Origin of the sequence: Autumnicola edwardsiae (genome assembly GCF_031846505.1) — a bacterium.
Taxonomy (GTDB): Bacteria; Bacteroidota; Bacteroidia; order Flavobacteriales; family Flavobacteriaceae; genus Autumnicola; species Autumnicola edwardsiae.
Window position 1 is genome coordinate 1 of record NZ_JAVRHP010000058.1, and the last position, 21,048, is coordinate 21,048.

Annotated in this window: 18 protein-coding genes; 14 read left to right on the forward strand and 4 right to left on the reverse strand. The window is 39.2% G+C overall.

Going from position 1 to position 21,048, the window contains the following annotated elements:
- The 3 genes from RM529_RS11290 to RM529_RS11300 all read left to right on the forward strand — a co-directional run.
- On the forward strand, nt 1-1,958 hold a 1,958-nt coding region (locus tag RM529_RS11290), incomplete at its 5' end, for a PAS domain S-box protein (RefSeq protein ID WP_311484903.1).
- A complete protein-coding gene (locus tag RM529_RS11295; protein WP_311484904.1) occupies nt 1,945-2,337 on the forward strand; it encodes a response regulator in 393 nt (130 codons plus the stop codon). The genes RM529_RS11290 and RM529_RS11295, both read left to right, overlap by 14 nt.
- A 120-nt stretch (nt 2,338-2,457) precedes the next feature.
- Nucleotides 2,458-3,102, forward strand: a complete 645-nt coding sequence (locus RM529_RS11300) for a DsbA family oxidoreductase (RefSeq protein WP_311484905.1) — start codon at nt 2,458-2,460, stop codon at nt 3,100-3,102.
- 421 nt (nt 3,103-3,523) lie between these two features.
- On the opposite strand, the gene rpsA is transcribed toward RM529_RS11300, so the two are convergent.
- The 3 genes from rpsA to lon form a co-directional block, all read right to left on the reverse strand.
- Nucleotides 3,524-5,380, reverse strand: coding sequence for a 30S ribosomal protein S1 (rpsA, locus tag RM529_RS11305; RefSeq protein WP_311484906.1), 1,857 nt, complete (start codon nt 5,378-5,380; stop codon nt 3,524-3,526).
- A 227-nt stretch (nt 5,381-5,607) separates the two neighbouring features.
- Nucleotides 5,608-6,306, reverse strand: coding sequence for a (d)CMP kinase (cmk, locus tag RM529_RS11310; protein ID WP_311484907.1), 699 nt, complete (start codon nt 6,304-6,306; stop codon nt 5,608-5,610).
- 135 nt (nt 6,307-6,441) lie between these two features.
- Nucleotides 6,442-8,892 (reverse strand): endopeptidase La, encoded by a 2,451-nt coding sequence (gene lon / locus RM529_RS11315; protein ID WP_311484908.1) that lies wholly within the window; start codon nt 8,890-8,892, stop codon nt 6,442-6,444.
- A 212-nt stretch (nt 8,893-9,104) separates the two neighbouring features.
- Here lon and RM529_RS11320 point away from each other — a divergent pair, with 212 nt between their 5' ends.
- The 6 genes from RM529_RS11320 (at nt 9,105) to RM529_RS11345 (ending at nt 14,153) form a co-directional block, all read left to right on the forward strand.
- Complete coding sequence (locus RM529_RS11320; protein WP_311484909.1) at nt 9,105-9,665, forward strand: RNA polymerase sigma factor; 561 nt, start codon at nt 9,105-9,107, stop codon at nt 9,663-9,665.
- Complete coding sequence (locus RM529_RS11325; RefSeq protein WP_311484910.1) at nt 9,655-10,218, forward strand: DUF4179 domain-containing protein; 564 nt, start codon at nt 9,655-9,657, stop codon at nt 10,216-10,218. Before RM529_RS11320 ends, RM529_RS11325 begins: the two co-directional genes overlap by 11 nt.
- Nucleotides 10,199-11,287: a DUF4097 family beta strand repeat-containing protein gene (locus RM529_RS11330; RefSeq protein WP_311484911.1), complete on the forward strand. Its 1,089-nt coding sequence runs from the start codon at nt 10,199-10,201 to the stop codon at nt 11,285-11,287. The genes RM529_RS11325 and RM529_RS11330 overlap by 20 nt, the downstream gene beginning before the upstream one ends.
- Before the next feature lie 21 nt (nt 11,288-11,308).
- The gene (locus RM529_RS11335) at nt 11,309-12,040 is read left to right on the forward strand and encodes a head GIN domain-containing protein (protein ID WP_311484912.1); all 732 of its coding nucleotides are present in this window, start codon (nt 11,309-11,311) and stop codon (nt 12,038-12,040) included.
- A gap of 297 nt (nt 12,041-12,337) precedes the next feature.
- Nucleotides 12,338-13,042 carry an SGNH/GDSL hydrolase family protein gene (locus RM529_RS11340; RefSeq protein WP_311484913.1) on the forward strand — a complete coding sequence of 235 codons (705 nt, stop codon included), beginning with the start codon at nt 12,338-12,340 and terminating at the stop codon, nt 13,040-13,042.
- Nucleotides 13,043-13,139: 97 nt separating this feature from the next.
- Nucleotides 13,140-14,153 carry a M28 family metallopeptidase gene (locus tag RM529_RS11345; protein ID WP_311484914.1) on the forward strand — a complete coding sequence of 338 codons (1,014 nt, stop codon included), beginning with the start codon at nt 13,140-13,142 and terminating at the stop codon, nt 14,151-14,153.
- 173 nt (nt 14,154-14,326) lie between these two features.
- Here the strand turns inward: RM529_RS11345 and RM529_RS11350 are convergent, their stop codons facing one another.
- Nucleotides 14,327-14,971: a protein-L-isoaspartate(D-aspartate) O-methyltransferase gene (locus RM529_RS11350; protein WP_311484915.1), complete on the reverse strand. Its 645-nt coding sequence runs from the start codon at nt 14,969-14,971 to the stop codon at nt 14,327-14,329.
- Between the two features lie 226 nt (nt 14,972-15,197).
- Between RM529_RS11350 and RM529_RS11355 the strand changes: the two genes are divergently transcribed.
- From RM529_RS11355 to RM529_RS11375, 5 genes are all read left to right on the forward strand, one after another.
- The gene (locus RM529_RS11355) at nt 15,198-16,157 is read left to right on the forward strand and encodes a Gfo/Idh/MocA family protein (protein ID WP_311484916.1); all 960 of its coding nucleotides are present in this window, start codon (nt 15,198-15,200) and stop codon (nt 16,155-16,157) included.
- A 277-nt stretch (nt 16,158-16,434) separates the two neighbouring features.
- Complete coding sequence (locus RM529_RS11360; protein WP_311484917.1) at nt 16,435-17,325, forward strand: 3-hydroxyacyl-CoA dehydrogenase family protein; 891 nt, start codon at nt 16,435-16,437, stop codon at nt 17,323-17,325.
- Nucleotides 17,326-17,605: 280 nt separating this feature from the next.
- Nucleotides 17,606-18,841, forward strand: coding sequence for a DUF1015 domain-containing protein (locus RM529_RS11365; RefSeq protein ID WP_311484918.1), 1,236 nt, complete (start codon nt 17,606-17,608; stop codon nt 18,839-18,841).
- A gap of 2 nt (nt 18,842-18,843) precedes the next feature.
- The gene (locus RM529_RS11370) at nt 18,844-19,503 is read left to right on the forward strand and encodes a YggS family pyridoxal phosphate-dependent enzyme (protein ID WP_311484919.1); all 660 of its coding nucleotides are present in this window, start codon (nt 18,844-18,846) and stop codon (nt 19,501-19,503) included.
- A gap of 14 nt (nt 19,504-19,517) precedes the next feature.
- A complete protein-coding gene (locus RM529_RS11375; protein ID WP_311484920.1) occupies nt 19,518-20,888 on the forward strand; it encodes an exonuclease domain-containing protein in 1,371 nt (456 codons plus the stop codon).
- Nucleotides 20,889-21,048 lie beyond the last annotated feature (160 nt).

Sequence of the window (21,048 nt, forward strand, 5' to 3'; positions counted from 1 at the left end):
TTCTTATGTATACCAACAATATTACTGCCTTGAAATCGGCTGAAAAGGAAAATCTGGAAAAACAGGTGCTCATGCAAACTATCCTGGACAACGTAGAGGTAGGCATTATTTCCTGTGACAAGGATGGAAGACTTACTTCCTTCAACAAGGCTACAAAAAAGTTGCACGGCATTCCCCTCAAAAATATCCCTACTTCAGAATATCCTGAATACTACGGATTATTTAAGCCCGATGGGAGTGCTGTTTTAAAAGAAGAGGAGACTCCGCTTTTAAAAACATTGTGGTCAGGTAAAGTTGAAAACGAAGAAATAATGATCAAGCAACATAACGGCAATTTCAGGATGGTGAGCATCAATGGCTCACAATTAACAGATCATGAAGGAAACGTCCATGGCGCCGTTGTGGCTTTGCACGATATCACCTCGAGAAAAGAGACCGAGGACAAGCTGAGAATAAGCGAACAAACCTTCCGTGGAAATTTTGAAAATGCCGCCATTGGGATGGCTATTGTAGGGCTTCAGGGAGAATGGATAGAAGTAAATGAAAGCCTTTGCGATATTGTGGGTTATACGCAGGATGAACTTATAAATTTAACATTTCAGGATATTACTCATCCAGAAGACTTAAACAAAGATCTGGAGCATTTACAGCACCTGGTTTTGGGGAAAAGCAATGGTTATCAAATGGAGAAAAGGTATATCCATAAAGAAGGCTACCCGGTAAATATCATACTTTCAGTTTCAATTGTAAGAAATAATAAAGGCAATCCGCTTTATTTCGTCTCTCATATTACCAATATTACCAGAAGAAAAAATGCTGAACAAAAATTACAGCAAGCATTAGCCCAATTAAGTGGAATTTTGGAAGCAAGTAGCCAGGTGAGTGTGATAAGTGCCGATACTAATGGTATAATTACCAATTTTAATCGTGGAGCCGAAAATTTATTAGGATACTCCAGAGAGGATATGGAAGGAAAAAAATCCCTTCTCTTTATTCATCTTCCGGAAGAAATAGAGGAAATAAGCAAAGAACTCAGCGCACATTTTGATCAAAAAATCAGAGGATGGGAAATTTTTGCCGCTCTGGCCAAAAGAGGCGAGTACGATACCCGGGAATGGACCTATGTAAAGAAAGATGGCACACAGTTTCCAGTCCAGCTCACTTTTACAGCCATACGGGATAAAGATGAAATTATTGGTTACCTTGGCGTGGCTGCAGATATTAGCGAAATTAAGAAAGTTGAGCAGGAAATTAAATCCTTACTGGATGTCACAAAGGATCAAAACCAGCGTCTCCGGAATTTCGCTCACATCGTTTCGCACAACCTGCGTTCCCACTCCGGAAACTTCGGGATGTTACTGGATCTTTATAAACAGGACCATCCGGAGGCAGCCGGGAATGAAATACTACAGTTACTGGGAACGGCTTCAGAAAATTTAAAAGAAACCGTCGCGCACCTTAATGAAGTTGTTCTAATGAACACTAAAGTGGCTGAAAATTTACATCCTATTAATCTCAACAACGCCGTAAATAAAGCTACTAAAAACGTTTCTGCGCTTTCCAAAGAAGTAAATCTAAAGATAGTAAACGATGTAAACGCTGACTGGGAAATCCTCGGAATTCCAGCTTATATCGAAAGCATTCTTCTTAATTTTCTTACTAACGGAATCAAATACAGGTCTCCAGAGAGGGAGAGTTATATAAATCTTTCAGCAAGTAAAGAGGAGAATTTTATAGTTCTTAATATTGAAGACAATGGCTTAGGAATAAACCTTCAAAAATACGGAAGCAAACTTTTTGGTATGTACAAAACTTTTCATCACCACAAAGATGCCCGGGGAATCGGACTTTTTATTACAAAGAACCAGGTTGAGGCCATTGGCGGAAAAATAGAAGTAGAAAGTGAAGTTGGTAAAGGAACAACATTTAAGTTATATTTAAAATATGAAGAAAATTGATCTCGCCTGTATAATTGATGATGATCCTATTTTTGTATTTGGCGCAAAAAAAATCATGCAGTTTGCTGACTTTTGTAATAGTTTTATGGTTTACCATAACGGTGAAGAAGCCATTAATGGCCTAAAATCCATCATTCTTGCCAAAGAAAAATTACCGGATATTATTCTGCTCGATCTCAACATGCCTATTATGGATGGCTGGCAGTTCTTGGATGAGTTCACCCAAATTCCTACTGAACATGAGATCACCATATATATCGTTACTTCCTCTATAGACCCAGAGGATATCAACAGGGCTAAATCCTACAACAGGGTTACAAATTATCTCGTAAAACCTATTTCTATTGAAGGCCTTCGGAAAATACTTGAGGAAAGCTAATTTTTACTCGATAATCGAGATTTTAATGCTTCGTGGGCTTGCCCCGAAGCAGTTTACCTGTGCTATTTTAGATAGGATAAAAATCGGGACAAAAATGCTATATTGAACAAAACAAAAGTTATGATTCAGGTAGATATATGGTCCGATGTTCGATGCCCTTTTTGTTACATCGGAAAGCATAGGTTTGAGAACGCTTTGAAGAAATTCCAGTATAAAGAAAATGTAGCAATTGAATGGCACAGCTTTCAGCTTGATGCGAATATCGAGACGAATCCGGAGATTTCTACTCTGGAGTACCTTGCAAAGGCTAAAAATATTTCTGCGGAACAGGCAAAGGAAATGTTCGCCGGTGCACAAAAATTGGCTTCTGAAAACGGACTGGAAATGGATTTGGAAAACTCGGTAGTCGCAAATTCTTATAATGCCCATCTACTTATCCAATTGGCAAAATCCAGGCATTTAGCAAATCAAATGGAAGAAGCTCTTTTTGAAGCACATTTTAAAGAAGCAAAGAATATTGATGATAAAAACTTGCTTGTTGAAATAGCCAAATCTCTTGGTATAGCCGAAACTGAAGCAAGAGAAGCCTTAAATTCTTCAAATTTTGCTGCTGCGGTAAAAGAAGATGAACTACAGGCCCAGAGAATTGGAGTAAGAGGTGTTCCTTTCTTCGTTTTCAATAATAAATATGCAGTTTCAGGCGCTCAGGCTTCAGATACCTTTTTGGAAGTACTAGAAAAGGTATGGCAGGAAACTTCAGCATAATTTTTTCTGAAGAACAATCTGTTTTTTGATCCTGCTCCGAAATGAGGTACGAAAATTGGCAATTTTCGGCATTAACTTTTTTCTGAAATAGCCTCAAATCCCCGCATTTCTGTGAAACACTTACTGAGTATTTATTAGACCAGTTAACTCGAGAAAAAACGCAATGAGGTGCGAAAATTGGCAATTTTCGGCATTGACTTTTTCACAAGATCGTTTAAATCTTTCCGTTAACTTTCAGAACAACACTTTTTTGTCATGGCCTTCGACAGGCTCTGGCTTACAAAGGTATGAGGCACCAAAATTGGCAAATTTTGAGCTGCATCCTTTTAGATGACCTTAGAATTTTTCAATACAAATTATTAGATATAAAAAAAGCTCCCTGGTTTCCCAAGGAGCTTTTCATTTTATAAAAATATCAGGATTATTTTCCTTCCATTTTGTCTTTCAATGCCTGAAGATCTGCATTAACATCACCAATAGTGGTGTTTGAGCTGTTTTGCGCGGCAGCTTTCTTGGCGGCCTGCTTAACGATCTTCTGCTCTTCCTCTCTGTGAACAGCAGCGTGAGACGCTACCACCCTCTTGAATTCTTTATTGAATTCAATGATCTGGAATTCTGCAGATTCGCCTTTCTTCAGTTTGTTACCATCTTCTTTTTCAAGATGTCTCTGTGGAACAAAAGCGGTAATATCTTCATTAAAGTCGATAGTAGCACCTTTGTCTACGATTTCAGAAATTTCAGCAGTATGAGTAGTTCCTACAGCAAATTCTTCTTCGTATTTATCCCATGGATTGCTCTCGATTTGTTTGTGACCTAAACTTAGTTTACGCCCGTCAACATCAAGTTCCAATACAACCACTTCCAGAGTATCACCTACATTAGTGAATTCTGATGGGTGTTTGATTTTCTTGGTCCATGAAAGATCAGAGATATAAATCAATCCGTCGATTCCTTCTTCAAGCTCTACGAACACACCAAAGTTGGTGAAGTTACGTACAATACCAGAATGTCTTGAACCTACAGGATATTTAGAAGTAATATCTGTCCATGGGTCTGGAGTCAATTGCTTAATACCAAGGGACATTTTACGGTCTTCCCTGTCTAAAGTAAGGATTTGAGCTTCAACCTCATCTCCAACATTTACGAAATCCTGAGCAGAGCGTAAGTGAGTACTCCAAGACATTTCAGAAACGTGGATAAGACCTTCAACACCTTCAGCAACTTCGATAAATGCACCGTAATCTGCGATTACAACTACTTTACCTTTTACTTTATCTCCAACTTTAAGCTCATTGTCAAGTGCTTCCCAAGGATGCTGACTCAACTGCTTAAGACCTAACTGGATTCTTGTCTTAGCTTCATCAAAGTCAAGAATTACCACGTTAAGTTTCTGGTCTAGCTCAACAATCTCGTTTGGATGGTTGATTCTTGACCAGCTAAGATCGGTGATATGTACAAGTCCGTCAACACCTCCAAGGTCAACAAATACTCCGTAAGAAGTGATGTTTTTAACAGTACCTTCAAGTACCTGACCTTTTTCAAGCTGACCGATGATTTCTTTCTTCTGCTCTTCAATATCGGCTTCAATAAGCGCTTTATGAGAAACAACAACGTTTTTGAATTCGTGGTTTATTTTCACAACCTTAAATTCCATTGTTTTACCTACATAAGCATCGTAGTCACGAATTGGCTTAACGTCTATCTGAGAACCTGGCAAGAACGCCTCAATTCCAAATACGTCTACAATCATACCACCTTTGGTACGACATTTTACAAAACCGTTTACAATAAGACCTTCATCATGCGCTTTGTTTACACGCTCCCAAGCCTTAATTACACGAGCTTTACGGTGAGAAAGGATTAATTGTCCTGTTGCGTCTTCACGAACATCAATTAAAACCTCAACAGCGTCTCCTTCTTTTAAATCTGGATTGTAACGGAATTCATTTAAAGAAATAACTCCTTCACTTTTCGCGTTGATATCGATAATCGCATCACGATCTGTAATGTTAATCACAGTTCCCGTAACAACCTCATCATTAAGTGTATCTACGAAATTCTCTTCTACCAGTTTCTCGAATTCTTCCAGCTTCTGGTCATCAATTGGGTCTATTCCCTCTTCATAATTATGCCAGTTGAATTCTTTTAGGAATTGCTCAGGATTTTGTTGTTGAACAACAGGTTCTGGTTGTGAATCTGTAGCCATTCCTGCTACTTCCTGAACTTCAGGTGCGTTAGATTCTTCCTGAGTTTCTTGATTTTTTGTTTCTTCAGCCATTGCTGATAATAATATTTGTATCCCGTGTTTCTTCGGAAGAAATTCTGCAATTTAAAAACACAGAAGTGATTTTAGTATTTGATTTTCAGCCCTTTTTGTTCTTCCGGATAATTGCCAAAAAGGAGTGCAAAAATACGACTTATATTTAAATATTTCAATTATCCTGAAAAAGAATTTACCCTGCAGAAGTTTCAGGTAAAAACCTGATCTTCTGCAATTAAAATCATTTAATCTTTTTCAGCTATTTTATCTCTGGCCAGTTTTACAACTTTTTCAAATTGTTCTTCTAAAGTCAACTCCGAATTATCAATCTCAATCGCATCTTTGGCCTTTATAAGCGGTGAATCCTCTCTTGTAGAATCCAGGTAATCCCGCTCTTTTACATTCTCCAGCACCTCATTAAATTCCACCTCGTTACCACGCCCACACAATTCCTTATAACGTCTTTCTGCACGTGTTTGTGTAGAGGCCGTCATAAAAAGTTTTAAATCGGCATCTGGAAAAACCACCGTACCAATATCGCGGCCGTCCATTACAACACCTTTATTCTTGCCCATTTCCTGCTGCTGTTTAACCAGCATTTCCCTTACTTTTGAAATCGTAGCGACCCGGCTTACGTTGCGTGATACTTCCATTAATCGGATTTCCTTTTCCACGTTTTCTTTATTCAGATAGATTTCTCCATAACCCAGCTTTTCATCAAAAATAAACTTTAAAGAAATAAAAGGAAGATGTCTTAGAATAGCTTCAACATCAAAATTGGTCTCTGTCACGAAAAGATGGCGCATTACATATAATGTAACCGCGCGATACATTGCCCCCGTATCTACATATACATATCCCAGTTCTTTTGCCAGTTGTTTTGCTACGGTACTTTTTCCTGTAGAAGAAAATCCGTCGATAGCTATAGTGATCTTTTTATCCATTGTTTTTTTATAAGTACGAAAACTGCAAAATTAAGCATTAGACCTTGTAACTCCCTAATTTATCAGCAAAGAAAAGCCTCCATTAAGTTAAGAACTTTTTGGAGGCTTTAAGGTGTAATCCGTAATTTTTCCTGACTACAATTTCTTGGCGTTTGTAACCTTTTGCTTTGTAATGGCAATATCTATCACCTCGCTCATATCCCGCACATAATGAAATTTAAGACCTTTAAGATAATCTTCTTTTATTTCTTTAATATCACGCTCGTTCTCTTCACAAAGAATAATTTCTTTTACTCTTGCCCGTTTAGCTGCAAGAATTTTCTCTTTTATCCCCCCAACCGGAAGTACTTTACCTCGTAAGGTGATTTCTCCAGTCATCGCAATACTTTTCTTCACTTTCCTCTGTGTAAATAAAGATACCAGAGATGTTAGCATAGTGATACCGGCACTTGGACCGTCCTTGGGAGTTGCTCCTTCGGGCACGTGGATATGCACATTATATTGATCGAAAATTGAAGGAATTATTCCCAACTGTTCGGCATTGGCTTTTATATATTCCATGGCAATAGTGGCCGACTCCTTCATTACTTTCCCCAGGTTTCCGGTAATATTCAAATTACCTTTTCCTTTAGAAAGTATAGATTCTATAAACAAAATATCACCGCCAACCTGGGTCCAGGCTAATCCTGTAACCACGCCTGCAACATCATTATTTTCGTATTTATCCCGCTGCATTTTTGGGCTGCCTAGTACTTCAATAATATCTTCATCGGTTACCTTTATGTTATACTCTTCTTCCATCGCGATGCTTTTGGCACCATGACGAACCATCTTGGCAATTTGCTTTTCCAGACCCCGTACACCAGATTCGCGCGTATAGCCTTCCACAATTTTCTCTAACTGGGATTTGCCAATTTTTATATGGTCTTTGGTCATCCCATGCTCTTCCAGCTGCTTAGGCAACAAATGTCTTTTTGCAATCTCTACCTTCTCCTCTATCGTATAACCGGTAACGTTAATAATTTCCATACGGTCACGCAGGGCAGGCTGGATGGTTTGTAAGGTATTACTTGTCGCAATAAACATTACCTTAGAAAGATCGTAGCCCATCTCAAGGAAATTATCGTGAAACTCGCTGTTCTGCTCAGGGTCGAGCACTTCCAGTAAAGCTGAAGAAGGATCTCCTGCATTCCCAATGCTTAGCTTATCAATCTCATCAAGAACAAAAACGGGGTTGCTGGTTCCGGCTTTTTTCAAACTCTGAATTATCCTTCCCGGCATTGCACCTATATATGTCTTACGGTGCCCTCTTATTTCTGCTTCGTCACGAAGCCCTCCAAGAGAAATACGTACATATTCCCTACCTAAAGCCTCTGCGACAGACTTCCCAAGAGAAGTTTTACCAACTCCGGGAGGTCCGTAAAGACAGAGAATAGGCGACTTCATATCGTTTCTCAGCTTCAGTACCGCCAGGTACTCTATGATTCTGCGTTTTACGTCATCCAGCCCATAATGGTCGCGGTCCAGGATTTTCTTAGCACGCTTAAGGTCGAATTTATCTTTACTGAATTCGTTCCATGGTAAATCCAGGTATAAATCCAGGTAATTTCGTTGGATAGAATATTCTGCAACCTGCGGATTCATGCGCTGCATCTTGGAAAGCTCCTTTTCAAAATGCGTTTGTACATCCTCATCCCATTTCTTCTTTTTGGACCTGATGCGCATTTCCTCAATTTCATCTTCATGTGAAACTCCGCCCAGTTCTTCCTGAATGGTTTTCATTTGCTGATGAAGAAAATATTCGCGCTGCTGCTGGCTCATATCACTCTGCACCTTAGACTGGATGTCGTTTTTAAGCTCCAGCTTCTGAAACTCCACATTCATATATCTTAAGGTAGACAAAGCCCTATCTTTTAAATCATTGGTTTCTAACAGCTTCTGCTTCTCTTCTACCGTAAGGTTCATATTAGCAGAAACAAAATTGATAAGGAATGAAGAACTTTCTATGTTTTTAATCGCAAAAGAAGCTTCAGAAGGAATGTTGGGGCTTCCCTTAACAATTTGCAGGGCCAGTTCTTTAATTGATTCTGTAATAGCCGAAAATTCTTCATTATCTACTGCAGGGCGTGCTTCTGGCACTTCTTCTATATTTGCAGTGAGATAAGGATCTTCATTAACTATTTCAGAAATTTTAAAACGCTTTTTCCCCTGGATAATCACGGTCGTATTTCCATCGGGCATCTTAAGTACCCTAAGGATCCTGGCCACAACACCAATCTGGTTAATATCTTTTACCGAAGGATTTTCAACTTCTTCATCCTTTTGTGATACTACCCCAATAATTTTACTTCCATTATTTGCTTCATTAATCAACTTAATAGAAGCATCCCTTCCTGCAGTAATTGGTATTACTACGCCGGGGAACAATACGGTATTCCGCAGAGGTAAAATTGGCAAAGATTCGGGAAGGTCTTCCCTGTTTATTTCTTCTTCATCTTCAGGAGTCATCAAAGGTATTAACTCTGCATCTTCATCTATACCTTGCAATGACAAACTGTCAAGATTAGTAAATTTTTGATTAGCCATAATTTATTTTAGGTCAAACTGTCACTACAGCTTGTTATTTGTAATAAGATTTCATTATGCCCCAGCCCTTTATTTACAAGAGTTTACATGCAGGGGCTTCAATTCTTAAACCTTATTTCAATTCCTGTGCCATGCTTTTATTTAATTTAATTTTATTGAAAGTGTAACAAAATGTAAACAGGCCTATCTTTATTATAGTTAACAGAGTTTTTTTGACACCAACCATCACACATATTAATGATCTTGTTGCCGCTTGCCGTAAGGGAGACCAGCGGGCGCAAATGCAAATTTACGATCGCTACTATAAGGCGATGTACAATACTGCTTTGCGCATCGTAAAACATTCTGCTGAAGCGGAAGATATTATGCAGGAGGCGTTTCTTAATGCCTTTACCAAAATTGAAAGCTTTAAGGGCGAATCTACTTTTGGAGCGTGGTTAAAGAAAATTGTGGTGAACAAATGTGTAAGTGTCTACAACAGGAAAAGGAAATATGAAGAAGTAAGCTATAATGATGAGTTAAAAAATGAAATTGATGATTCTGAAGGCTACATAGTTAATGAAGAGAACACCAATGAAAAAGTAAGGATGCTATTGTCTAAACTGAATTTATTAAAAGAAAATTACAGAATGTGCCTCACGCTGCACTTAATTGAAGGTTACGATTATGACGAAATTTGTGAAATTATGGATATAAGTTATGCTAACTGCAGAACTACAATTTCCAGGGCTAAAGAAAGCCTTCGTAAAAAATTGATGAACCATGAAGAATGATAACCTGGATGAGCTGTTCAAGGATTTAAACTTTGACAACTCAGAACCCGAAAAAGGACATCGAGAACGGTTTTTTCAAAAGCTTCAGGATAAAGAACATCCTTCAGCAAAAAAGAAAACCAGGAAGAGAAGCTTATGGGTGCCCCTGGCGGGAATTGCTGCAGGACTTGCACTGTTGGTATTCCTGGGCGGAACGTTTTTTAATTCCGAAGCCATAGGAAAATCAGGAGATCTCGCTAGTGTTTCTCCCGAAATGAAGCAAACACAGGAATTTTACACTTCTCTTATTGAAAGTGAACTAAAGGAAGTTCAGGAAGAGAAATCCCCGGAAACTGAAGCTATCGTTCAAGATGCGCTTACACAGATGGAAAAGCTGGATACAGAATACGCAAAACTGAAAAAAGACCTTTTAAATAGCGGAAAAGATAACCGGGTGATCCACGCTATGATCAATAATTTCCAGCAACGCATAGATTTACTCAACACCGTTCTAACCCAAATTGAGGAAATAAAACTTATAAAAAACACCAATCATGAAAATAACATTATATAAACTGCTGTTACTGGTGCTTCTTGCCCCGGCCGTGAGCTTTTGCAACAACGACTTTAACGGTAAACACACCAAAAGCAAAAAGATTTCCAAAGAATTTAAAGTCTCGGCAACCTCCAACCTTACGGTGAACAACAGCTACGGAAATATTGATATTTCTACCTGGAACGAGAACCGGGTTGTTATTGAGGTTTTTATCAAAACCAACGGTAACGATGAAGAAACTGTAAAAAGAAAACTTGATGATATCAACATCGAATTCAGTCAGAATTCTTCAGGAGTAATGGCAAAAACACATTTTTCCAGGGAAGACAGGTCCTGGTGGGACCAGCTTTTCAGCGGCAGTACTAACGTAAATATGGAAGTGAACTACGTGATAAAAGCGCCGGCAAGAAATAATGTGGATCTTAATAATGATTACGGCGGAATTTATATTGACAGGCTTTTAGGAAACTCCAAAATCTCCTGTGACTACGGGAAGATCGATATTGGTGAATTAAGGGGCAGCTCCAATGATCTCAATTTTGATTATACCCGGAACAGCCACATAGGCTACGTGAAAAATGCAGAGATCAATGCAGATTATTCAGATTATATCATCGAAGAAGCAGAAAAACTGGACATAAATGCAGATTACACCAACTCAAAGATCTTAAAAGTTGAAAACGCTACCTTTAACTGCGACTACGGAAGCATCACTATAGAAAAAGTAAGGGAACTTTCCGGTAACGGGGATTATTTAAGTACAAAAATCGGGAGGGTCTTTACTTCCCTGGTCCTGGATCTTGACTACGGCTCTGCTTCCATAGAAAAACTTGTACAAGGCACAAGAGAAGTGAATATTGATACCGATTACACCGGAGTAAAAATAGGCTATGATGCCGCACAAGCCTTCGATTTTACTATCAAAACTTCTTATGGTGACGTAAAAGGAATAGACGCTTTTGAGGTAAATAAAAGAAATGAATCTGGTACAAGTAAGAGTTTCCAGGGCTACCACTTATCCAATAATAGCGGCAACACCGTGAATATCTCTACAAGTTACGGCAGCGTTTCCTTTAACAGACAATAATCAAATAAAAACCATCCAATTATGAAAAAAGTATTTCTATTAGCAGCAACATTCATTTTAAGCTTCACATCTGCCAATGCGCAATGGTGGGGAAATGAAAAGGTAAAAGGAAACGGAAAAGTTGTTACCGATAACCGCTCCACTTCAGATTATGATGAAGTGCAACTGGTGGGATTTATGACTGTGGAACTTATGGCAGGAACAGAAGGCCGGTTAGAAGTAGAAGCCGAAAGTAACCTTCAGGAATATATTATTACTGAAGTATCTGGCGGAAAACTCAAAATTTCAGTTCAAAAAGGTGTTCAGATAGCTCCTTCAGGGAATAATGAGATTAAAATTACTGTTCCTTTTAAGGATCTTGAAGGTGTCTCCTTAACGGGTTCCGGAGATATCCTCACCCGCGACAAAATTAAATCTGACAGTTTTAGCGCAAGTGTAACAGGATCTGGAGATGTAAACCTTGAACTAAATGTAAACCATTTAAAAGGTACAATTACGGGCTCTGGCGACATCAATTTTAAAGGAACTGCAAACAATTTTAAATGTAACGTCACAGGTTCGGGAGATTTTGAAGCCTACGATCTAAGAGCAAAATATGTAGATGCAAGTGTTTCAGGATCAGGGGATGTAATGGTCAATGCTTCGGAAAAACTAACCGCGAGAGTCTCGGGCTCTGGTGATATTTCTTATAAAGGAAATCCTGAAAAAGAAGATTTTAAAACTTCAGGATCAGGAAGCGTATCTTCCTACTAAAGGTCGAAAATTGCCAAATATAAAGCCCCGCCTTAAAAAGCGGGGTTTTCCTGCTTTTCCGCCATTTAAGATTAGTAACTTTCAGAGTGTTTTAAATCTGCAATCAAAAACTTCTTGTGCTTTTTCAGTTTCTGCTATCTTTATCAGAGAAAATTGCATCTGGAACGGAATTTTTAGTACTGTTTTTCTGTTAGAATAGATAAAATTGAAGTCATAATGAGGACCAAATATTCTTCAAACTCTTAAAGTAAAATTTGAGTTTAAATCATTTTCAGAATAAATTAATAACCTCAACCAATGAAAAAACAACTATTTTCTACATTTATCCTGCTGCTAATTGGCTTTAGCCTGTTTGCGCAAAAAGAAGAATACAAAGAACTTATGAGTCAGGATTGGGCGAATTTAAAAAAGTACCGGGAGGCCAATAAGAGCATCGTGAAAAATGGCAATTATCCCAAAGTAGTCTTTATGGGAAACTCGATTACCGAGGGTTGGGTGAATATGCACCCGCAATTTTTTTCAGAAAATAATTACGCCGGAAGGGGAATTAGCGGGCAAACTACTCCGCAAATGCTTATCCGTTTTATGCCAGATGTTGTGGAACTTAAACCCGAAGCCGTTGTAATCCTGGCCGGAACCAATGATATTGCCGGTAACACCGGATTTTCTTCAGTCAAAATGATTACAGATAATATTAAAGCAATGGCCCAGCTTGCCGAAGCTAACGGAATTAAAGTGATACTGAGTTCCATTCTTCCGGTTTACGATTATCCCTGGCGCCCCGGCCTTGAACCTGTGTCGAAAATTGCCAAAATTAACAAGTGGCTTCAAAATTATGCTCAGGAAAACGGACATGTTTATTTAGATTATTTCTCTGCGCTGAAAAATGAAAAAGAAGGCATGCAAACAGCATATGCTGAAGATGGCGTGCATCCCACAAGTGCCGGTTATGATGTTATGGAACCGTTGGCCAAAGAAGCCATTCAAAATGCACTAAAATAGGTAGAACTCCGGCTCGGGATCATTTTCGGCACGAAATCTGAAGGAAATAATCCCGAAAACGGCTATCTTGCCGCACCCAAACCACAAATTATTTTTTATGAAGAAATTATTTTTACTCGCGCTTAGCGTGAATTTTCTTGCCTGCGGTACGCAGTTTAAAAGTGTAGAAAACGCTAATCCCATGGATTATGCAAATACCATAACTACCAAAGAGTTACGAGAGCATCTTTTCACCTTTGCCAGCGACGAGTTTGAAGGCCGCGAAACCGGTGAACCGGGACAGAAAAAGGCTGCCGAATACCTTAAAAACGAATATGAAAAACTGGATATTCCCGCCCCAATGGGCGACGGTGATTATTTTCAGGAAGTCCCTTCCAGCGTCTTCCGTGGAGATGTTAAAGACACTGAAAATGTAGTGGCCTACTTTAAAGGCAGCGAAAAACCTGAGGAATTACTGGTAATTTCTTCTCATTATGACCACGTTGGAATGGATGACGAAGGAAACGTTTTTAATGGTGCAGATGACGATGGTTCAGGCACAGTTGGTATCCTGGAAATTGCTGAAGCTTTTGCTGAAGCTAAAAAAGACGGCTATACGCCAAAACGTTCTATACTTTTTTTGAATGTAACAGGTGAAGAAAAAGGACTTGTTGGTTCTAAATATTACACAGACCACCCCATTTTCCCTCTGGAAAACACTGTTGCCAATCTTAATATAGATATGATTGGAAGGATAGATCCCGAGCATAAAGGAAATGACAATTACATTTACTTAATTGGGAGCGATAAATTAAGTACAGATTTGCATGAGCTAAGTGAAGAGGTAAACGAAGAGTACATGAACCTGGATCTGGATTACACTTATAACGACGAGAACGATCCTAACAGATTCTATTACAGAAGTGACCATTACAACTTCGCAAAGAATAATATTCCTATTATTTTCTATTTTAACGGCGTTCACGAAGATTATCACAAAATTACCGATACACCAGATAAGATCGAATATGACGCACTGGCCAAACGTGCAAAGTTAGTTTTTCTTACTGCATGGGAAATTGCAAACCGCGATGAAAGACTTGTAGTAGATAAAGCCACAGCTTCGGAATAGCAAACTGAAATTTGTAAAGATTTAAGCCTCACGAAAGTGGGGCTTTTTTTTATCAAAGCCGTTTAGCGTTTGGTGTTAGGCTTAGCCTGTCAAAGCACACTTCAATAAGCTGATGGCTATTTATAGTTTCTGACTAACCTCTACGAACTACGAACAACAAACTGCGAACTAACTCAGTTCTTATCCTCCAGCAATGGCACAAACCTAAAATCGCCATACTCTTTTTTATCGAATTCAGTATCAGATTTCCTGGTAAATAAGGTCATCACCTGTACACCTTTTCCAATTGGGATAACCATCTTCCCTCCTACTTTCAGTTGCCCTAAGAGTGTTTTTGGTAAATACGGCGCACCGGCAGTAACTATAATTTTATCAAAAGGAGCATATTCCGGCCATCCTTTGTAACCATCACCAAAACTTAATTGTTTAGGACGATAACCAATTTTTTCCAGGAAGTTTTTTGTCTTTTTATAAAGTTCGTGTTGTCTTTCAATACTGTAGACTTTTGCACCAAGTTCACACAGAACAGCGGTCTGGTAGCCACTTCCGGTTCCAATTTCCAGCACGGAATCATTTTTAGAAAGCTCCAGAAGTTCTGTTTGGAAAGCCACCGTATAAGGCTGCGAAATAGTTTGATCTGCCGCTATGGGAAAAGCTTTGTCCTGGTAAGCATGGTCCTCAAAACTACTGTCCATAAACAAATGCCTCGGAATTTTACCAATAGCCCCAAGCACTTTCTTATCGGTAACCCCTTTTCGTTTCACTATTTCTACCAGTTGCTGCCTTTTTCCTTTATGTCTGTAGTTGTCTTTGTGCAATTTCTAAAAGTTTTGAAGTATAAAATTAGGCAAATATCGGCATTGAATACAAACAAATTACCCAGGGATTATAGCAGAATCTTTTAAAGTATTTATTCTCAAAATACTATTTTTGTGGTAAACTGCTTTGAGGTAAGCCCACGAAGCATTAAGAAGAAATAATTTTCGATTTCGAGGCAAGCCTCGGAGCATTAAAATCTCGATTATCGAGTAAATCCTGAAGACTATGCTAAAAGTAGGCGTTCTGGGTGCCGGTCACCTGGGGAAAATCCATTTGAAACTTCTCAACCAATCCGAAAAATTTCAACTTATAGGTTTCTTTGATGCAAATGAAGAAAATGCAGCTAAAATTGAAGAGGAATTCGGTTATAAAAAATTCAGCAATCTGGATGATTTAATTCAAGAAGCTGAAGTTGTAGACGTGGTCACCCCTACCCTTTCTCATTTTGAAGTGGCGAAAAAAGTTATTTCCGCAGGAAAGCATCTTTTTATCGAAAAACCTATTACCAACACCTTTGAAGAAGCTCAGGAACTTATAAATCTTGCTGAAAAGCACCATGTAAAAGGTCAGGTAGGCCATGTAGAACGGTTTAACCCTGCCTTCCAGGCTGTGGTTTCCCGTATTGAAAATCCCATGTTTATCGAGGCGCACCGTTTAGCCGAATTTAATCCTCGCGGGACAGATGTTCCTGTGGTGCTGGATTTAATGATCCACGATATAGATGCTATTTTGAGTGTGGTAAAATCTGAAGTTAAAAGTATTAGTGCAAGCGGAGTTTCGGTAATTAGTGATACTCCCGATATTGCAAATGCTCGGATAGAATTTGAAAACGGCTGCGTTGCAAATTTAACTGCGAGTAGGATTTCGCTTAAGAATATGAGGAAATCGAGGTTCTTTCAGCGGGATGCATATATTTCTGTAGATTTTCTGGAGAAGAAATGTGAAGTAGTAAAAATGAAGGATGTTCCTGAAAATCCAGACGATTATGCCATGATCCTGCAAAATGCTGAAGGAGTTAAGAAACAAATATATTTCGACAATCCTTCTGTTGCACCAAATAATGCGATTTTGCAGGAACTGGAGACTTTTGCAGATGCGATAGTTAACGACAAAGAGCCAGTGGTAACGTTGGAGCAAGGTGCACGTGCTTTAAAAGTAGCAAATCAGGTTATTGCAGGGTTTTGACGGTTTGGAGTTCTTGGTTCGTGGTTCTTGGTTCGGAGTTCTTGGTTCTTGGTTCGGAGTTCGGAGTTCGTGGTTTTTAAAAAAAGTACAGAGTAACTTTTAAACGATGAAAAAAAGTACTTTAATGTTAGAAGCACGAAGTGGGAACTAATAATTTTAAACTCATTGCCCGGTGAGGAAAATTAATGCTCCCCTCCTTTTTTAAGGAGGAGTGGCCGTAGGTCGGGGTGGTTTTTTGGAGTACAAAATTTAAAATTCAGAATTTAAAATATTTAATATGAAGAATATAGCAGTAATAGGTGCGGGAACAATGGGCAACGGCATCGCCCATACTTTCGCGCAGTTCGGATATAAAGTTCAGTTGATAGATGTTTCAAAAGAAAACCTTCAGCGGGGAATGGATACCATTGCCAAAAATTTGGACCGAATGGTGGCGAAGGAAAAGATTTCCGAAGCACAAAAAGAGGAAACGCTTGGCAATATTACGCAACAGATCGATATTCCTTCAGGAGTAAAAAACGTAGATCTTGTGGTAGAAGCAGCTACCGAAAACCAGGACCTGAAGCTGAAGATTTTTAAGCAACTGGACAGTAATTGTTCTAAGGATACCATCCTTACTTCCAACACTTCTTCAATTTCAATAACACATATTGCTTCTGTAGTTTCCAATCCTGAAAGGGTGATTGGGATGCATTTTATGAATCCGGTGCCGGTGATGAAACTGGTGGAGATTATACGTGGCTATAGCACCAGCGATAAAGTGACGAAAAGTGTGATGGAACTTTCTGAAAAACTGAATAAAGTTCCTGTGGAAGTGAATGATTATCCCGGTTTTGTGGCGAACAGGATTTTAATGCCCATGATTAACGAAGCTATAAAAACGCTTTACAACGGCGTTGCCGGCGTTTACGAAATCGATACGGTAATGAAGCTGGGAATGGCGCATCCTATGGGGCCGCTTCAGTTAGCCGACTTTATTGGTCTGGATGTTTGTCTTTCTATCCTCGAAGTGATGCATAACGGATTCAAAAATCCGAAGTATGCTCCGTGTCCGTTATTGGTGAATATGGTAAGAGCTGGAAAATTCGGAGTAAAGTCCGGAGAAGGTTTTTATGATTATGCTGAAAATAAAAAAGCCGAAAAAGTTTCCCCGCAGTTCAGTTCTTAATGAGAGGCCGAAAATGGCAATTTTCGATATTCTGTCTAAGCCCAGTATTAGTATGGAATCAGACCTCACAGGTCTTAGAAACCTATGAGGTCTACATACTTCAAGAAGACAGTCCAAAAACGGCAATTTTCGACCTCATGTTTAAAAACTTAATGCCGCAGGCATGGAGGAATATTTTCCTCCAAAAACGCTCCTCCCCTTTTTCAAGGGGAGGTGGCCGAAGGTCGGAGGGGTCTTTTTCACTTTTAATTCATTAACTTTTTAACTCTACACACAAATCTTGGCAGAAATTCTTCCTTTTAAAGCCGTACGCCCGGCGAAAGCTAAAGCAGGACTGGTAGTTTCCCGCTCCTATCAGGATTACAGCAAAGCAGAAATTGCCGCCCAGCTGGAAAATAATCCCTATTCATTTTTGCACATTATCAATCCGGAATATGAACTTCAGGATCAAAATGTAGGTGAGAGTCGGTTTAAAATGATTAAAGAACGCTTTTTGCAATACAAGCAAGACGGCACTTTTATTAAAGACAAAAAGCCATTTTACTACGTTTATAAAATTGAAACTCCGCACAATAGCTGCTGCGGAATTATAGCTGCGGCCAGTGCCGAAGATTATGACAAAAACATCATCAAGAAGCATGAAGATACCATTGTGCACCGCGAAATCCTTTTTAAAGAATACCTGAAAGTAGTTGGCTTTAATGCTGAACCTGTTTTACTTACTTTTCCCGATAATACTACGATTGAAAGCATTATCTCAGAAACTACAGCTACTACTGCAGAATATGAATTTACAACTACCGACTCGGAAAAGCACTATCTATGGAAAATTTCTAATCCTGAAACTGCAGAAAGTCTAAGGTCAGAATTTGCAAGTATCGGTAGCCTATATATTGCAGATGGGCATCACCGCAGTGCCTCTTCTACCCTTTTTGCACAAGAAAGCCGGGCAAACAATCCAAACCACACCGGAAAGGAGCCTTACAATTACTTTTTGAGTTACATTATTCCGGAAAAGAATCTGAAAATTGACGGCTTCAGCAGACTTATTTCAGATCTTAATTCACATTCTAAAGAAGAGTTTCTTTTTCTTCTGAAGAAAAACTTCAGCATAAAAAATTACGAAGAGAAAATTTTTGTGCCGGCAGAAAAGCATGAATTCAGCATGTACCTTGATGGCCAATTCTATTCCCTTCAGCTAAAGAAAACCGGTTACCAAACGGAGGATTCCCGAAGCAAACTTGATGCGGTGATCCTTTATGACAATATACTGAAACCGATCCTGGGAATTAAGGATCTTAGAAACGACAAGCGGATTTCCTACTTCCCAGGAAAGGACAATAATGTGGAAATTAAGCGGCAGGTTGATAGCGGAAAATTTGCCGTGGGCTTCGCAATGCTCCCTCCCGGAATCACCGAAATAAAGCAAATTGCAGAAGAAAATTTGACGATGCCGCCAAAAAGTACTTATATTGAACCTAAACTGCGAAGCGGTTTGACAATTTACGAGTTTTGACTATGGAAATTTCAGAAAATATAAAGAAATATAAAAGCGAATTACCCGAAAATGTGAAGCTAGTGGCGATTTCCAAGACCAAGCCAAACGAAGATCTTATGGAAGCTTATGAAGCCGGGCAACGGATTTTTGGTGAGAATAAAATCCAGGAAATGACCGATAAATGGGAAAAACTGCCCAAAGATATCGAGTGGCATATGGTTGGCCATGTGCAACGGAACAAGGTAAAATACATGGCGCCTTTTGTTGGCCTGATTCATGCGGTAGATAGCTTAAAGTTACTGAAAGAGATTAACAAAAGGGCGAAAAATGAAGATCGCACCATAAAATGCCTGCTTCAGATCAAAATTGCCGAAGAAGATTCAAAATTCGGGATTTCCAGGGAAGAAGCCGGGGAGATTTTAAATTCCGAAGTTTATAAGAAAATGGAAAATGCAGAGGTGGTCGGGCTTATGGGAATGGCTACTTTTACCGAAGATGAAAGTCAGGTAAAATCTGAATTTTTGAAATTAAAAGCTATTTTTGACGACTTTAAAGAACAGTATCCCTCAATACAAGAACTATCCATGGGAATGAGCGGCGATTATAAAATTGCGGTAGACTGCGGGTCTACAATGGTAAGGATTGGAAGTAGTATTTTTGGGGAACGAAATTATAATTAAACAGAAAAAGATATTTGTACGCAGTTTTAGACATAGAAACCACAGGCGGAAAGTATAATGAAGAAGGAGTAACCGAAATTGCCGTTTACAAATTTGACGGACATAAGGTTGTAGATCAGTTTATTAGCCTGGTAAATCCCGAGCAACCCATACAACCTTTTGTAGTAGGATTAACGGGAATTAATAATGAAATGCTTCGCAATGCGCCAAAGTTTTACGAAGTAGCGAAGCGAATTGTTGAAATCACTTCAGATTGTATTCTGGTGGCGCATAATGCCAAATTTGATTACAGAATTTTAAGAACAGAATTCCGCAGGCTTGGTTTTGAATACGAGCGAAAATCCCTTTGTACCGTAGAACTTTCTAAAAAACTTATTCCGGGGCTTCCCTCCTACAGTTTGGGAAAATTAGTACGTTCCCTTGGAATTCCGCTAAGCGACAGGCATCGTGCCAGCGGAGATGCGCAGGCAACGGTAAAACTTTTTAAGATGTTGCTGGCCAAAGACGTAGAAAAAGATATTCTTAAAGACCACGTAAAACTCGAGCCAAAACGTAACCTCGATACAAAACTTGTTTACCTTCTGGAAGAATTACCTGCCACTACAGGCGTTTATTACCTGCATAATGAGCACGGGGAAATTATCTATATCGGAAAAAGCAAAAACATCAGGAAACGTGTAAATCAGCATTTCACCAACGACCATCATAAAGCGAAGGAAATGCAAAAAGAGGTTGCTTCGGTTTCTTATGAGGCCTGTGGCAATGAACTTATCGCCCTGCTCAAGGAAAATCAGGAAATCAAACAAAATAAACCAAAGTACAATAAGGCCCTGAGAAAGCACATTTTCAGCCATGCCTTATACCATTATACCGATGATAACGGCTACATTAATTTAAGGATTGGCCGGGCTAATGGCCGCGAAAATATCACCACTTTTACCAACCTGCGGCAGGCAAGAACTTTGCTGGCCAACTGGGTGGAAGAATATCAATTATGCGAACGGCTTTCGGGGCTGGACAAAGGCACCGGAAATTGCTTTAAGCACAGCATTAAAGATTGCTGGGGGGCTTGTATAGAAGAGGAAGCTGCAACTGAATATAATGAAAGGGCGAGGGAACTTATCAACAAATATTCTTATGAAAGTAAGAATTTGATGATTATTGACCGCGGCCGCGATGTGGACGAAAAAAGTGTCCTCTTAATTGAAGATGGCGAGTTTAAAGGAATGGGATATTTTAACCTGAACCATCAGATTGGTAATATTGAGATTGTGAGATCTATTATCACGCCAATGAAAGATGACCAGGACACGCAGCATATTATCCAGAATTACCTGCGGAAAAATAAAAAACTGAAGGTTGTGCATTTTTCTGAAGCGGATTAATGTTATGATTTGAAAATTTGAAAATGTGCTGATTCGCTCATCCTACTTTTGTCACACCACGATTGCACTGTCTCTCTAGCCAATTCCTCGACTCCGCTCTGGAATGACATCCTGTTTCTTGCCTCCTGATTACTCATTCAATTTGAAATGAATGCTCAAA